This is a genomic window from Desulfitobacterium sp. PCE1 (assembly GCF_000384015.1).
Classification (GTDB): Bacteria; Bacillota; Desulfitobacteriia; order Desulfitobacteriales; family Desulfitobacteriaceae; genus Desulfitobacterium; species Desulfitobacterium dehalogenans.
Map to the genome: position 1 here is coordinate 1,814,077 of NZ_KB913023.1, position 14,011 is coordinate 1,828,087.

At 44.3% G+C, this 14,011-nt stretch carries 15 protein-coding genes, 1 pseudogene and 1 riboswitch; of the genes and pseudogenes, 13 read left to right on the forward strand and 3 right to left on the reverse strand.

Translation table 11 applies throughout. From position 1 onward, the window contains the following. Positions 1–15: 15 nt before the first annotated feature. Both DESPCE1_RS0109035 and DESPCE1_RS0109040 read right to left on the reverse strand, forming a co-directional pair. Complete coding sequence (locus tag DESPCE1_RS0109035) at positions 16–1,068, reverse strand: DMT family transporter (RefSeq protein WP_014793707.1); 1,053 nt, start codon at positions 1,066–1,068, stop codon at positions 16–18. A 190-nt stretch (positions 1,069–1,258) separates the two neighbouring features. Beyond that, positions 1,259–1,753: a rubrerythrin family protein gene (locus DESPCE1_RS0109040; RefSeq protein WP_019850253.1), complete on the reverse strand. Its 495-nt coding sequence runs from the start codon at positions 1,751–1,753 to the stop codon at positions 1,259–1,261. Between the two features lie 196 nt (positions 1,754–1,949). Continuing rightward, positions 1,950–2,132: riboswitch (Lysine riboswitch) on the forward strand. 128 nt (positions 2,133–2,260) lie between these two features. Between DESPCE1_RS0109040 and DESPCE1_RS0109045 the strand changes: the two genes are divergently transcribed. The 3 genes from DESPCE1_RS0109045 (at position 2,261) to DESPCE1_RS0109055 (ending at position 4,773) form a co-directional block, all read left to right on the forward strand. Then, positions 2,261–3,109 carry a transporter substrate-binding domain-containing protein gene (locus DESPCE1_RS0109045; protein WP_019850254.1) on the forward strand — a complete coding sequence of 283 codons (849 nt, stop codon included), beginning with the start codon at positions 2,261–2,263 and terminating at the stop codon, positions 3,107–3,109. Positions 3,110–3,247: 138 nt separating this feature from the next. Then, the gene (locus DESPCE1_RS0109050) at positions 3,248–4,009 is read left to right on the forward strand and encodes an amino acid ABC transporter permease (RefSeq protein ID WP_345787841.1); all 762 of its coding nucleotides are present in this window, start codon (positions 3,248–3,250) and stop codon (positions 4,007–4,009) included. Between the two features lie 20 nt (positions 4,010–4,029). After that, positions 4,030–4,773, forward strand: coding sequence for an amino acid ABC transporter ATP-binding protein (locus DESPCE1_RS0109055; protein ID WP_014793711.1), 744 nt, complete (start codon positions 4,030–4,032; stop codon positions 4,771–4,773). A 50-nt stretch (positions 4,774–4,823) separates the two neighbouring features. On the opposite strand, the gene DESPCE1_RS0109060 is transcribed toward DESPCE1_RS0109055, so the two are convergent. Next, positions 4,824–6,659, reverse strand: a complete 1,836-nt coding sequence (locus DESPCE1_RS0109060) for an ABC transporter ATP-binding protein (RefSeq protein WP_019850255.1) — start codon at positions 6,657–6,659, stop codon at positions 4,824–4,826. A gap of 350 nt (positions 6,660–7,009) precedes the next feature. Here DESPCE1_RS0109060 and DESPCE1_RS0109065 point away from each other — a divergent pair, with 350 nt between their 5' ends. From DESPCE1_RS0109065 to DESPCE1_RS23725, 10 genes and pseudogenes are all read left to right on the forward strand, one after another. Beyond that, positions 7,010–7,576: a manganese efflux pump MntP family protein gene (locus DESPCE1_RS0109065; RefSeq protein ID WP_172637603.1), complete on the forward strand. Its 567-nt coding sequence runs from the start codon at positions 7,010–7,012 to the stop codon at positions 7,574–7,576. 88 nt (positions 7,577–7,664) lie between these two features. Then, positions 7,665–8,198 (forward strand): annotated as a pseudogene (locus DESPCE1_RS21290) (response regulator transcription factor); the annotation flags it as partial. Between the two features lie 216 nt (positions 8,199–8,414). Next, positions 8,415–9,110: a DUF542 domain-containing protein gene (locus DESPCE1_RS0109080; RefSeq protein WP_019850258.1), complete on the forward strand. Its 696-nt coding sequence runs from the start codon at positions 8,415–8,417 to the stop codon at positions 9,108–9,110. Positions 9,111–9,131: 21 nt separating this feature from the next. Beyond that, positions 9,132–9,353 carry a heavy-metal-associated domain-containing protein gene (locus tag DESPCE1_RS0109085; RefSeq protein WP_019850259.1) on the forward strand — a complete coding sequence of 74 codons (222 nt, stop codon included), beginning with the start codon at positions 9,132–9,134 and terminating at the stop codon, positions 9,351–9,353. Between the two features lie 233 nt (positions 9,354–9,586). Beyond that, positions 9,587–9,835 carry a heavy-metal-associated domain-containing protein gene (locus DESPCE1_RS0109090; RefSeq protein ID WP_019850260.1) on the forward strand — a complete coding sequence of 83 codons (249 nt, stop codon included), beginning with the start codon at positions 9,587–9,589 and terminating at the stop codon, positions 9,833–9,835. Then, entirely contained in the window at positions 9,819–11,702 is a 1,884-nt protein-coding gene (locus DESPCE1_RS0109095; RefSeq protein WP_019850261.1) for a cation-translocating P-type ATPase, read from the forward strand. The genes DESPCE1_RS0109090 and DESPCE1_RS0109095 overlap by 17 nt, the downstream gene beginning before the upstream one ends. A 44-nt stretch (positions 11,703–11,746) precedes the next feature. Next, entirely contained in the window at positions 11,747–12,460 is a 714-nt protein-coding gene (locus tag DESPCE1_RS0109100; protein ID WP_019850262.1) for a Crp/Fnr family transcriptional regulator, read from the forward strand. 125 nt (positions 12,461–12,585) lie between these two features. Continuing rightward, the gene (locus DESPCE1_RS0109105) at positions 12,586–13,143 is read left to right on the forward strand and encodes an NADPH-dependent FMN reductase (protein ID WP_014793720.1); all 558 of its coding nucleotides are present in this window, start codon (positions 12,586–12,588) and stop codon (positions 13,141–13,143) included. Positions 13,144–13,167: 24 nt separating this feature from the next. Continuing rightward, the gene (locus tag DESPCE1_RS0109110; protein ID WP_014793721.1) at positions 13,168–13,653 is read left to right on the forward strand and encodes a ferritin family protein; all 486 of its coding nucleotides are present in this window, start codon (positions 13,168–13,170) and stop codon (positions 13,651–13,653) included. 193 nt (positions 13,654–13,846) lie between these two features. Continuing rightward, complete coding sequence (locus DESPCE1_RS23725; protein WP_019850263.1) at positions 13,847–13,993, forward strand: hypothetical protein; 147 nt, start codon at positions 13,847–13,849, stop codon at positions 13,991–13,993. Positions 13,994–14,011: the final 18 nt, after the last annotated feature.

Here is a 14,011-nt window from a genome sequence, read left to right on the forward strand (position 1 = left end):
TCGGGCATCCTTATGCTAATGAATGTGCCCGTGATGTATATCCGGGGTGTGATGATGGCAATGAGCCAGTGGTTTGTGAGTATGGATGTGGCTGTGCTCACCATCAAAGGAATCCGGGTGAGGATGATTATGATGGTGATCTTTATGGGAATGGCGGTGCTCATGAGTGAGGGCAGGATGCTCATGAAGATGCTCATGATCTTCACTGGAGGCCAAATAGGCTCCTGCGATCATAACCCCTAAGGCGATGAGAAAAGAGGGAGTGGGTATTTCCCTGAAGATCCCAAAGGATAAACCAACTCCGATGAAAGGAGCCAGTGCATAATAAGCACTGGTTCTCGCTGCGCCTAATTCTCGTTGTGCCCGCACATAAAAGAAGATACTCAATCCATAAGCGACAAAACCCAGCAAAAGTGCACATAAGCTATACCCGATACTGCTGAACCCTTCTTTAAGGAGCAGTGCTAAAGCTAAAGCCCCCATACCCGAGCCTAAGCCCTTAATAATGACGATATCCATGGGGTCTTTTATGGAGAGCTTTCTCGTGCAATTGTTTTCAAATCCCCAGCAAATGCATGACAGCAAAACAAAGATTGATCCTAGGGAGAGTGTAAAGTTGCTGAGATCTTCCACAGAAAGAATAATGCTGGCCAAAGTAATTAAGGCGAGTGCGGCCCATAAGCGCTTGCCTATGGATTCTTTGAAGATAAGTAAGGCAATGAGAGAGGTTGCCACAATTTCAAAATTTCCTAAAAGAGAAGCATGAGCTGCTGAGCTTAAAGCTAAGCCCACCATTAAAAATACGGGAGCGGCAATATCCAAGACAATCATGGCCAAGACATAGGGGAAATCCTTTTGGGTGATTCGGGCTTCCTTAACTTCCGATCCCTGTGTACGGCTAAATAAGCGAACAGCACACATCCCCAGTCCCGCGCCCAGATAGAGGAGGGCAGCCATCATGGTAGGGGAGATTTCCGCCAGTAACAATTTAGAGACAGGAGAACTAATGCCAAAAAGCAAGGCGGCGAGGACGGCAAAGAAAATAGCTGAGGTCTTTTTTGGTTCCAATGAAACACAACTCCTTTAAGAGTAAACAGTTCAAGCCTTATTTTAATTATAGGTGGGGTGGTCAAGACTTTTCAAGTCCTGAAACATGGATAAGAAAAAAAGCACGGATCGCCCTTTAAGGGCGACCCGTGCTTACCGACAAGGTCGGACTCATAGACCTGCTGATCCATTAACCTTAGTATGCTTAACTTTAGTACTTAATGAATTTATCCCCGGGTACATTACAGATAAAACACTTTTCGGGGACGATTTTCTCGATGTTGCCACAGACAGGGCAGAGGTAATAGAAGACTTCTTCGGTTGCGTCTAAGTTCTCTAAAGCATCTTTATAGAGCTTGGCATGGACTTCTTCTGCTTTCATTGCAAAAGTAAAGGTGGTCACTGCTGCTTTATTGCCTTCTTCTTCAGCGACTTTAATAAAATCAGGGTACATGCTTTCGAACTCATAGGTTTCACCGGCGATTCCATCCTTCAGATTATCCACGGTGGAACCTACTTTACCAGCGAGCTCCAATTCCCTGAGGGCATGCAGGGTCTCAGCATCAGCCGCTGCCCGAAAGAGTTTGGCGGCGTTGAGGTTACCATCTTTTTCGGCCTTTTTTGCGTAAGCAAGGTACTTTCTATTGGCTTGGGATTCACCGGCAAAAGCATCCATAAGATGTTTTAATGTTCTTTGTTGGTTCATTTGTTAATCCTCCATTCCTTATATAACTAGAGAGTGATGGGTTCCTCTAGTATAAACTAGATTCTACAGTTTCATTAAATTTCCTCTAAAGAAATTACCGGATGATATACATACATAATACAAAACCGGTTCGGGTTGACAAGCTGTCTTATGTTATTGTAGACTGAAGATAAATTCATAGTGAACCTCACTTTTCAGGTGGGGTAGAGGTTGCGATATTTAACAGTCCTTTTTGGAGCACGAGCAGCGAGGAGAACAAGGAGAAGGAAATATCGCCGAAGCTTTTAATACGCTCAGTATTATGGGCTGGGTCTGCAGTGAACAACTGCAGAACTGTCTCAATAGACGTCCCGGTTTATTGAGTTGTGCTATCTCGGCGGGGGAAAAGAGGGGTTTAAGGGCAATAGGACTTTTGCGACCTGAGTACCAACTCAGGTCTCATTTATTTTTCACACTATTTAATATTTTATGAAAATCAGGTAATGAGAAGAAGGAGAGGGTTCAGCAATGAAGAGAAAATTATCATTAGTCATGGCAGGGGTGCTTGCGGCCATGCTGTTGGTCACGGGCTGCAGTTCAGGTAGTCAGGGAAATGCCCAAACACCGGCCGCGGGAAATGAAGGCAATACATTCAAAGTCGGCTTGGAGGCAGGTTATGCCCCCTTTAACTGGACTCAGATGGATGCTGCCAACGGCGGAGTCAAAATTGAGGGCGGCGCTGAATATGCCGGTGGTTACGATGTGGAAATCGCCAAAAAGATTGCTGAAGGTTTAGGAAAAGAACTGGTCATTGTTAAAACCGAATGGGATGGTCTTGTTCCTGCTTTAACTTCCGGGAAAATCGATGCGATTATCGCCGGGATGTCCCCGACTGAAAAACGGAAAGAAACTATTGATTTCTCCGATATTTATTACCAGTCCGATCTGGTTATGGTGGTAAAGAACGGCAGCAAGTATGAAAACGCTACCTCTCTGAAAGATTTTAATGGGGCTAAAATTACGGCTCAGTTAAACACCTTCCACTATGATGTCATTGAGCAGATCGAAGGGGTTGCCAAACAAACCGCTATGGATAACTTCCCGGCTATGCGGGTAGCTATACAATCAGGCATGATTGACGGCTATGTTTCCGAGCGTCCGGAAGGGGTCAGTGCCCAAGCGGCCAACAGTGATTTCAAAATGGTTGAATTCACCGATGGATTCCAAACATCCCCTGAAGATACAGCCATTGCTGTAGGAGTGAAAAAGGGCAGCGAACTTACAGCCAAAATCAATGAGATCCTAAAAGGAATTTCTGAACAAGAGCGCCTTCAAATCATGGATAAGGCAATTCAGAATCAACCTGCAGCTAACTAAGGCACTTTAAAGGACATTTTTATTCCGCTGCGAATAATGTTTCATAAAACCGGCTACATTTAATGCAGTCGGTTTTGTGATGTTTTCTGCGAATGCCCTGTTACTTATAAGGTTATTGATATATTTATAAGGAGGAGAATGATGAGCTTAGATTGGTTCATACGCATTGTATCCGAAAACTGGCCCATGTTCCTGCGTGGAGCGGGGTTCACCCTATTAATCTCTATCATTGGTACTATCATCGGCTCCCTCATCGGACTTATTATCGGTGTTATACGCACCGTCCCCATGCCGGAACGGGGGATGAAACGCATCTTTCTGAAAGTGGTCAATGCTCTTTTGGCAAGCTATATTGAGTTCTTCCGGGGAACCCCTATGATCGTTCAGGCTATGGTCATTTATTACGGATCGGCGTTAGCCTTTGATATCCATATGAACCGCATCTTTGCGGCTGTCTTTATTGTGTCTATTAATACCGGAGCCTATATGTCGGAGATCGTTCGCGGGGGAATTATATCCATTGATAAAGGACAATTTGAAGCGGCACATGCTATCGGTATGAATCATATCCAGACCATGACCAATGTGGTTTTGCCTCAGGTTATCCGTAATATTCTTCCGGCTACGGGGAATGAATTTGTAATCAATATTAAGGATACTTCCGTTCTCAATGTGATCTCCGTGACGGAATTGTATTTCCAAACCAAGTCCATTGCCGGGAACAACTTCCGCTACTTTGAATCTTTCGCTGTGGCCTGTATCATCTATTTCATTATGACCTTTACGATCACCCGTATTCTTCGTTATATCGAGAGAAGAATGGACGGACCGGAAAGCTATACTATGAATCAAATGCAGGTTCAAACGGCTGAGAGTATGCTGCGCAGAACCAAGACCTGATTGAGGAAGGAGGAAAAACCTTGGAAAAAATCATTGAAGTTCACCATTTAAGCAAATCCTTCGGCGCCAATGAAGTCTTGAAGGATATCGATTTTTCGGTGCGCAAGGGAGAAGTGGTCTGTATCATCGGTTCCTCCGGCTCAGGGAAGTCCACGCTTCTGCGCTGTATTAACCTTTTAGAAAAACCCAGCGGCGGCCAAATCATCTATAAAGGCGAAAACATTCTGGATGATCAGCACGATGTCTATCAATACCGCCAAAAACTGGGGATGGTCTTTCAGCAGTTCAACCTGTTTAATAACCATAATGTCCTGAACAATTGCCTGGTAGGGCAGATCAAATTATTGAAGCGTTCCAAGGCCGAGGCCGAGGAAGTAGCCATGAAATACCTGAATGTTGTGGGAATGGAGCAATACATTAATGCCAAACCCAAGCAATTGTCCGGAGGACAAAAACAGCGGGTAGCCATTGCCCGTGCTCTTTCCATGGAGCCGGATGTGATGCTGTTCGACGAGCCCACCTCCGCCTTGGATCCGGAGATGGTAGGGGAAGTTCTGAAAGTTATGAAGGAATTGGCCGAATCGGGGTTGACCATGTTGGTGGTTACCCATGAAATGGGCTTTGCCAAAGAGGTTTCCGATCGAGTCGTCTTTATGGATAAAGGGGTTATCGCTGAAGAAGGGCCGCCGGAGGAGATTTTTAATAATCCGAAGCAAGAGCGGACCCGGGAGTTCTTAAAACGGACGTTAACTCCCCAAGTTTAATATGTGATAAGACAATACCCTCAAGACTTCAAAAGCTTGAGGGTATTTTTTTAGCGTTGCTCCAGATCCTCCAGGATAATCTTAAACTGGGTCTCATAGAGCAGTTTATAGAGTCCCTCCTCCTCGACCAGATCCCAATGAGTCCCCCTTTGGACGATTTCGCCATTCTGTAAGACAATGATTTCATCCACGGCCATAATCGTGGAAAGCCGGTGTGCGATAATAACACTGGTTCTGCCTCTGATAATAGGTTCAATGGCTTCCTGAATGAGGGACTCGCTGATGGAGTCCAGGGAAGAGGTGGCTTCATCCATAATCAGGACTTTGGGATTCTTCAGAAGAACCCTGGCGATGGAGAGGCGTTGTTTCTCCCCGCCGGATAATTTCAATCCCCGGTTGCCTACTAAAGTGTCAAAGCCCTCAGGAAGAGTGCGGATAAAATCATAGATATTGGCTTCCTGACAGACTCTGATCAAGTCCGCTTCCTCGGCCTGTTCATTGGCATAGTGGAGGTTCTCACGAATGGTTCCGTTGAAGAGATAGGTGTCCTGGGAAACCATGCCAATATTCTGGCGCAGAAAGTTCAGGTCAAGGTTCCGAACATCCTGCCCATCCAGGAGAACTTTACCTTCGGTCACATCATATAAGCGAGGGATGAGGTTGACCAAGGTGGATTTTCCTGTTCCCGAGGGCCCCACAATAGCCACGGACTTTCCTTTTTCTATGGTTATATTAATATCCTTCAGGATGGGCTTTCCCTCATACTGAAAAGAAACATGGTCAAAGATGATTTTTCCTGCACACTCCTTGGGGACGATAGCCTGGGGGGAGTTTTTAATTTCAACGGGGATGTCAAAATACTCAAAGATTCTGGAGAAGAGGGCCAGGGAACGGATGATATCCACCTGAATGGTTAGAAGGACATTCACAGGAAGATACAGACGTCCCAGCAGTGCTACGACAACGGTAATATCCCCTACAGTCAGGTCTGAGCCCATTTTGATAATGAGGAAGCCACCGGCTAAGTAGATGATCATGGGTCCCATATTGGTGAAGGTATCAAAAATGACCCGGAACCATCTGCCCACGAGAATTTCCCGGATGCTTAAACGGGTGATCTCCCGATTGATTTTCTCAAATTTTGTGTACTCCTTATCCTCACGGGTAAATAATTTAACCAAGAGTTGACCACTGACACTTAAGGTTTCATTAAACAATTGGTTGGAGGCATCCGTTTGCTCCTGCTTGGCCATGGTGAGGGACCAGCGGCGATTTCCCACTTGATTGGTGGGGAGGATGAACAAAGGGACGATGATAATACTGATCAAAGCCAGGACCCAATTCTTTTGGAAGAGGGCGGCCAGGGTTGTAACGAGGATAATGGTATTGCTGACAATTCTGGTCAAGGTACCCACAATGACGCTTTGAACACCATTGATATCCGTGGTCATACGGGTAATGATATCTCCTTGATTATTATTTGTGAAGAAACGGTGGGACATCTGCTGCAAATGGCTATACATCTGATTTTTCATATCGTAGATAATATGTTGAGCGACCCAGGTAGTCAGGTAGTTTTCGAGGACATTAATTAAGTTAGAGATGATCAAGACGGTAAAAGAAAGGAGGATCAACTGGGCCAAGAGGGAAAAATCTTTACCGATCAACCCCTCGTCAATAATACGTCCGGATAATAAAGGAGGAAGGAGTCCAAGGAGGGATGAGGTAATGATAGCGAAGAACACTAAGGCAAGCCTTGGCCAGTAAGGCAGAAGATAGCTCAAAATTCGTTTGAGAAAAGCTTTAGTCAGTTTAGGCCTATTGAGTTTTTCTTCTTCAGTCAGCGGGGAGTGAGCGCTTCGCCCCGGGGGTCTGCCATACCGCATGAGAATCTCCTCTAATGACATTTTAATATCATTATAATTATAGGGTATTATTTGGCTGATGTCACTTTGACTTAAAAGGGAATATTATGGAGCAGTGGGGGGAAACAGGTTGAATATTAATGGAAGATGGTATAATATTGACAATATGGCGTTTCCATGGGGGAGTAGTTAGCATAGCCGTGGCTATGTGGCAAGTCAACATAATGACCACTCGGTCTGGCTTGTCTTAAAAAACAAGACTCATGAGTAGTTCTTAAAGCTACCCGTGGGTCTTATTTTGATTCCGATGGATTTATTAAGTAAAATTCATGGCATCCGGGGAACCATAAAATTAAGTTAAAGCAAGGAGTATGATCATGGGAAATCTGGCGTTATTAATCATTGCCATAGGGCTTTCCATGGACGCTTTTGCTGTGGCTATCAGCAAAGGTTTGTCCATGCGGCGGATGAGCTATAAGACAGCATTAATTACGGGAGCTTTTTTCGGAGGATTTCAGGCTTTAATGCCTCTCATAGGCTTTGTGTTGGGAACGCGGTTCGAGTCCTATATTACGGCAATCGACCATTGGATTGCTTTTATCCTCCTTTCTCTGATCGGTTTGAATATGATTAAGGAGTCCAGAGGTCCCTGTGAAATCATCGAAGACCGGTTTAATCTTAAAGAGATGGTCACTCTGTCCTTAGCCACAAGCATTGATGCCTTGGCTATTGGGGTTACCTTCGCCTTTTTGCATGTGGACATCCTACCCGCCGTATCCATGATTGGTGTAACTACCTTCGTTTTTTCCTTCTTGGGGGTTAAGATCGGTAATGTTTTTGGAGAGTGCTATAAGTCCAGGGCTGAGTTGGCCGGTGGGGTGATTCTGATTTTGATGGGGGTTAAGATCCTTTTAGAGCATCTGGGCTTCCTTGGCTAGTCACGTTTTAAAGTATATTTAAGCTAGACAGGATAGAATAATTGGAAATAAGGCCCTGGTCTATCCCATGGAAAAAGGGAGGGGTATGATGCGATTATTATTAGCCGAGGATGAACTGGAACTCGCCAATGCTTTAACCATGATTCTCAAGCACAACAATTATTCTGTGGATGCGGTATATAATGGGGCTGATGCTCTGGATTGGGCTTTGGCCGGAAACTATGATGGAATCCTCCTGGATATCATGATGCCCAAAATGAATGGGCTTGAGGTTCTCACCAAGCTTCGGGAAAAGGGGATTTCTACCCCGATCTTAATGCTTACGGCAAAAGGGGAAATCGAGGACCGGATCGAAGGTTTGGATCATGGGGCAGATGATTACCTCACGAAGCCTTTTGCCATGGGGGAATTATTGGCACGAATTCGTGCCATCACCCGGCGCAAGACGGAATTTGCCCCCAATCTCCTGACCGTAGGCAATTTGCAGTTGAATCGGACAAACTATGAACTATCCAGTGAAAAGGGCTCCCTACGGTTAGGGAACAAAGAATATCAGATGATGGAAATGATGATGAGCAGTCCTAATCGGCTGATCTCCACAGAGCAATTCAAAGCGGAAGTATTGAAGATTGTATTGCGCTGACCAGTTTGAAAGAATTGAGAAAAAACAGCATCACTCAAAGCGATGCTGTTTTTTCAATAATGAAAAGCACGATGTTATCATTTTATTTGCTCTTTTTTCAGCCGGAATTGATATTAATCAAGGTTCCTTTCTTCGTTATGATTTAGAATAAAAGCATCAAAAGAAGAAAAACGGATACGAAGGGGGATATTTCTCATGAAACAAACGATCACAATCAACGGTCAAACAGAGCTTGGCGAACTTGTAACTTTTTTTCCTGCCATTACTTCACGCTTGAATGATCTGCATATTGACTACTGTTGTCAAGGGGATCGCTCCCTCGAATCAGCTATCAAAGAAGCAGGTCTGTCGATCGATTTCATCGCAGAAGTACAGAACGAGTACAATAATTATTTAGCAAAACCAGACAAGGAACTACCGGTAACTGAGCTTTCTGACGAAGAGCTCATTGACCTCATCCTTGATACACATCATCTAACCGAGCGTGCTTTATGGAAGGAGCTGGATAAGCAAGTTAATTTGATTTTGCTCGTCCATTATGAGCATGGCAAGGACTTGATGCTGAATGTGCACCGCAGCTTCAGCGAATTAAAGATGGAGTTAGAGGAGCATTTCGCAAAAGAGGAGAAGGAACTTTTCCCCGCGATGCTTAAAGAAAATAAGACACCTGAAGATCGTGCGGCCATAAGGGCACTGATCGACGAATTAGAAGGTGAGCACGATGGTGCCGGTAAGATTATTAAGCGTTTAATCAAGGAAACCAACGATTTCACACCACCGGAGTACGCCTGTCCTACAGTGAAAGCAGTTTATCAGAAACTCCATGAGCTGGTTGATGATATTTTCCTGCATATCGCCAAGGAAAACAGCGTTTTATTCAAGCGTTACTAAATCTGAAGGAGTGATGCTACTATGGCAAAAGCAGAATTTCAATTAGAGCCCTTAACTTGTCCGACCTGTGTCAAGAAAATTGAATCCACACTGACCAAGGCCAAAGGGGTTGATTCGGTAAAAGTATTATTCAGCTCCAGCAAGGTAAAAACGGAATTCGATGATACCCAAACGAATGCCGAGAAACTAAAGCTAACGATTGAAAACTTAGGTTATTCAGTATTAACTTCGAAAGTCTCTTAAATAATTTATTTTGCGATGGCCTTGATCCAGCAGGCTGGGGTGGGATTTCAATTCCAGATCTAAATAACAAAAAGAAGCGAGGCCCTGCCTCGCTTCTTCTACGTGCGACAGGCAGTCGCGCTGATTCATTTAACGGGTCTTTTTTAGTCTAATCTTGATTTTAATCAAGGCGAATAGATCGGATTTGCACTATGATTAGGTTCATCAGAAAGAATTCTTAAGGAGGAGCAGACATGAGCAAAGTTCTATTTCAGATAACACCACTGAGCTGTCCCGGCTGTGGCAAGCAAATCCATGAAAAGCTAATGGAACAGGATGGTGTCATAATAGTGAAGGTCTTTCCGAGACTTGGCAGGATCCGCACAGAATTTGATGAGGCAAAGACAAATGCGGAACATTTAGGGAGTCTGATCGGCAGCTGGGGTCACGCCGTGGAGCTTAAAAAACTCAAAAGGGGGTATGAAAATGATGAAGCATATTAATAAGCATAAAAACCAGATGACAGCAATTTCCGGTATCCTTATCGTGCTTGGTTTCCTGCTTTCATTAGCAGGATATGAAAGCTATAAGGATTTGGCTTTGATCACGGCGACCCTCATCGCCATTATTCCTATCGCCCTCAAGGCTTTCCAAGCGCTGCGCATGAAGGCCTTTAGTATTGAACTCTTGGTGACGATCGCCGTCATGGGTGCCCTTTATATTCATGAGTACACCGAATCTTCAGTTGTTACGTTTTTGTTTTTATTTGGTGCCTACTTGGAAGCACGTACTCTGGAAAAAACTCGTTCTTCTTTAAAAGCACTTGTGGATATGGCGCCACAGGAGGCAAATGTCATTCGTGAAGGGAGAAATTTGACGATACCTGTGGAGGAAGTCGTCAAAGGTGATCGGGTTATTATCCGCTCTGGAGGCAAGGTTCCTGTCGATGGCAGTATCGTGTCCGGTAAAGCGACCTTGAATGAAGCGGCTATTACAGGTGAATCTGTGCCGGCCTCGAAAGAGATAGATGATAAGGTTTATAGTGGTACTATTGTCGATAATGGCTATATAGAAATTATTGCTGAAAAAGTTGGGGATGATACTACTTTTGCAAAAATAATCGAGCTTGTGGAAGAAGCACAAGAATCAAAATCAAAAACCCAAAAGTTCTTGGATAAGTTTTCAAACTACTATACACCGGCTATAGTCATCTTATCGATCATCGTTTATGCTCTTACCCGTAACCTCCATTTAGCAATCACCTTCTTAGTTGTCGCTTGTCCTGGTGCTTTGGTCATCGGGGCACCTGTGTCCACTGTTGCCGGAATTGGCAATGGTGCTAGAAACGGTGTCCTTGTCAAAGGTGGAGAGGTTATGGATCGCTTATCTAAGGTTGATACAATTGTCTTTGACAAAACGGGTACCCTAACGAAAGGAAAACCGGCAGTAACAGATATGAAAAACTTCTTTAATCTGGAAGCCAAAGAATTGCTCAGATTGGTGGCGAAGGCAGAAACTATTTCTGAGCACCATCTAGGACAAACGATTGTCAAAGAAGCGAATAAGAGGAATTTGAGCCTTGAAGGAGAAGTGCTTAACGGTGAAGTAATTAAAGGCAATGGCATTCGAGCACAAGTTGACGGTTACGAGCTGGCGATTGGTAATCGGAAGCTAATGGATGCGGGAAATATCCAGGTTAGTGATGAGGCTTCAGCTTATGCCCTTCAACGTGAAAAGGCAGGAAACACGGCAATATTCGCGGCGGTAGATGGCCAGGTTGCCGGTATCTTCTCCATAGCCGACCAGATCCGTGAAGATGCCCATCAAGCTTTAGCGGAACTGAGAAAGCATGGTATCAAGAAAATGGTGATGCTGACCGGGGACAATAAGCATACCGCTGAGTTAGTTGCCGATGAACTCGGGCTGGATGAATTTCAGGCAGAACTACTACCGGAAAACAAGGTGGAATTTGTTAAGAAGTTGAAAGCGGCTGGACATGTCGTGGCGATGGCAGGGGATGGAATTAATGATGCACCGGCTATTGCGACAGCCGATATAGGCTTAGCCATGGGTGAAGGCGGTACCGATGTATCCATGGAAACAGCGGATGTGGTCCTGATGGCGGATAAGCTCATGCAGTTCTCTCATGCCTACGCACTTGCCAAGGCGACGGTGCGTAATATGAAGCAAAACACATTCTTTGCAGTGGCCATTGTCTTTATTCTCTTAGCTGGGGTATTGTCGGACTATGTTCATTTGGCATCGGGGATGTTTATCCATGAAGCCAGTATTTTAATCGTGATCCTTAATGCCATGAGACTGATGCGCTTCAATCATAGAAGCGAAAGTGTCGAAATCGAAATGAGATAACGAAGGAAAGCGAATTGGTATAATGCTAGGAGAGGAAAGTTGAAATGAGCAAACATGAGTGCGGTCATGGGCATAATCACGGGTGTGAATGTGAGGGACACACATCATGTGTCTCATTGGTACCGATATTTAATCATCTCGAAGCTGAGCAAATGGCTGAAATCACGGAAGCTGTTCAATCCGATTCCTACAAAAAGGGCGAGGTCATTTATCGGGCCGGGGATCAATCCGATTCACTCTATATTGTCAGAAGTGGGAAAATCAGAGTTTATCGTTTATCAGAATCTGGCAAGGAACAGTTGGTGCGTTTTTTGAGCCCAGGGGATTTCACAGGTGAACATGCTTTGTTCAGTGAGTCTGTTCATGAGTCCTATGCCGAAGCAGTGGAAAACACGGAGGTTTGCCAGATAACGCGCACGGATTTACAGAAGTTCCTTTTGAAATACCCCTCAATTTCTTTGAAAATCTTAACGGAATTCTCGAGCAGGCTGGAAAAATCGGAGAAACAAACCACAAGAGTCTCAACGGAGAAGGTGGAAACCCGGCTTGCTCTTTTCCTGGCTGAGTGTATCGATAAAGAAGAAGCGTCGATGGAGTTTGTACTTCCGATGAGTAAAAGGGATCTGGCTTCCTTCCTAGGGACAACGCCGGAAACAATCAGTAGGAAATTAACGGAATTTGAAGACGCGGGATATATTAGACTGAAGGCCCATAGGAAGATAGAGGTTATTGATTTAGATGAACTGCTCTTGGTCTAAACAGCTTTGCTTTGAGAGTAAATATATTTAAGCTAGGAAAGCTAAAGATTGAATAATGTGTTATAATTAACCAAAAATAAGCGTTTTTGCATGAAAAACAGAATTTAAGATTGAGGTGATGACTTATGAGTCGAATAAAGATTGGAGTCCTCGTGGGAAGTTTACGCAAAGATTCCTTTTGCCGCAAGCTGAGTAAGGCTCTTAAGGAAGTAGCCCCTGAGTCCTTCGACCTGGAAGAAGTGGAGATTGGAGAACTGGTTCTTTACAACCAGGATCTTGATGAGCCGGACAACCTTCCGGAAGCCTGGACTGTCTTCCGGGAAAAGATGAGAAGCTATGATGCCTTTATTTTTGTGAGCCCCGAATACAACAGGTCAGTGCCTGCGGTCCTTAAGAATGCTCTCGATGTGGGATCCAGGCCGCCCAGTAAGAGCGTGTGGGGAGGCAAACCCGGAGCGGTCCTGACTGCCTCACCGGGTTCAATCGGTGGCTTTGGTGCGAACCATCACCTTCGGCAAATCCTGTCCTGCTTAAATGTGCCCACTATGCAGGCTCCTGAAGCTTACCTGGGCAATATTGCAACTGCTTTTGATGAAAGCGGCAATCTTACCAGTGACCGGACCCGCGGATTTTTACAAAAATTCATGGAGTCCTATGCAATTTGGGTGGGCAAGAATAGATAACTCAATAAAAATGGAGGGATAGTCATGAATGCTTTGGAATTCGCCATCAAAATGGAGCTGGAAGGGGAACGCTATTACCGGGAGCAAGCAGAAATTAATCAAGGAAACAGCTTGAAATCAATTTTCTTAATGCTGGCAGATGATGAAAAAATGCATGCTCAAATCTTAGAGAAGAAAGCCAATAAATTGGACTATTCACTGGAACCTAACGAGACCTTGGCCACGGCCAAACATGTCTTCAGCAATAAAGACAGGATTAAAAACGAGATTAAAGAGATTCCCAGTCAGATCGATGTTTATCGGGCTGCCATGGAAAATGAAAGAGAAAGCATCCATCTCTATCAAAAATGCGCCTCTGAAGCAGCGGATGAGGAGACAAAGGCCTTGTTCGAATACCTGATTCTCCAGGAAGAAGATCACTATGCCGTCCTGGATCGATTGATCTCTTTACTTAGCCACGCTGAAGAATGGGTGGAAAATGCCGAGTTTGGAGTCAGGGAAGATTATTAAAACAAATTGATACTAAGAACCACGAGTTTGTTATGATGACAGACTCGTGGTTTTTTCTTTTAAAGTGAATTTAAGGTTCAGCATGTAAACTCTAACCATGGTGATTGTTAAGTCATTGTAAATCTTATCTAAAAGCAATGGAAAGGGGTATTTAATACAAACAGGATGAAAAAGAAATCTGGAGGGCAAACAATTGAGCAAATACCAATCTGTTTTCAAGCACTACGAAAAGAAATATAGGTTGAATGAAGAACACTATAGCCATCTGATGAAAAAACTGGAGGGAAAGCTGAAAGAAGATAAATTCAAGCAAAGCATTATCAGCAATATAAGACCTTGATTTAAGCATAGCTCCTTG

Excerpts from the sequence above, each read along its gene's own strand:
- DESPCE1_RS0109040 (WP_019850253.1), bottom strand. The coding sequence starts at position 1,753 with ATGAACCAACAAAGAACATTAAAACATCTTATGGATGCTTTTGCCGGT.
- DESPCE1_RS0109045 (WP_019850254.1), top strand. The coding sequence starts at position 2,261 with ATGAAGAGAAAATTATCATTAGTCATGGCAGGGGTGCTTGCGGCCATG.
- DESPCE1_RS0109050 (WP_345787841.1), top strand. The coding sequence starts at position 3,248 with ATGATGAGCTTAGATTGGTTCATACGCATTGTATCCGAAAACTGGCCC.
- DESPCE1_RS0109060 (WP_019850255.1), bottom strand. The coding sequence starts at position 6,659 with ATGCGGTATGGCAGACCCCCGGGGCGAAGCGCTCACTCCCCGCTGACT.
- DESPCE1_RS0109065 (WP_172637603.1), top strand. The coding sequence starts at position 7,010 with ATGATCATGGGAAATCTGGCGTTATTAATCATTGCCATAGGGCTTTCC.
- DESPCE1_RS0109080 (WP_019850258.1), top strand. The coding sequence starts at position 8,415 with ATGAAACAAACGATCACAATCAACGGTCAAACAGAGCTTGGCGAACTT.
- DESPCE1_RS0109085 (WP_019850259.1), top strand. The coding sequence starts at position 9,132 with ATGGCAAAAGCAGAATTTCAATTAGAGCCCTTAACTTGTCCGACCTGT.
- DESPCE1_RS0109090 (WP_019850260.1), top strand. The coding sequence starts at position 9,587 with ATGAGCAAAGTTCTATTTCAGATAACACCACTGAGCTGTCCCGGCTGT.
- DESPCE1_RS0109095 (WP_019850261.1), top strand. The coding sequence starts at position 9,819 with ATGATGAAGCATATTAATAAGCATAAAAACCAGATGACAGCAATTTCC.
- DESPCE1_RS0109100 (WP_019850262.1), top strand. The coding sequence starts at position 11,747 with ATGAGCAAACATGAGTGCGGTCATGGGCATAATCACGGGTGTGAATGT.
- DESPCE1_RS0109105 (WP_014793720.1), top strand. The coding sequence starts at position 12,586 with ATGAGTCGAATAAAGATTGGAGTCCTCGTGGGAAGTTTACGCAAAGAT.
- DESPCE1_RS0109110 (WP_014793721.1), top strand. The coding sequence starts at position 13,168 with ATGAATGCTTTGGAATTCGCCATCAAAATGGAGCTGGAAGGGGAACGC.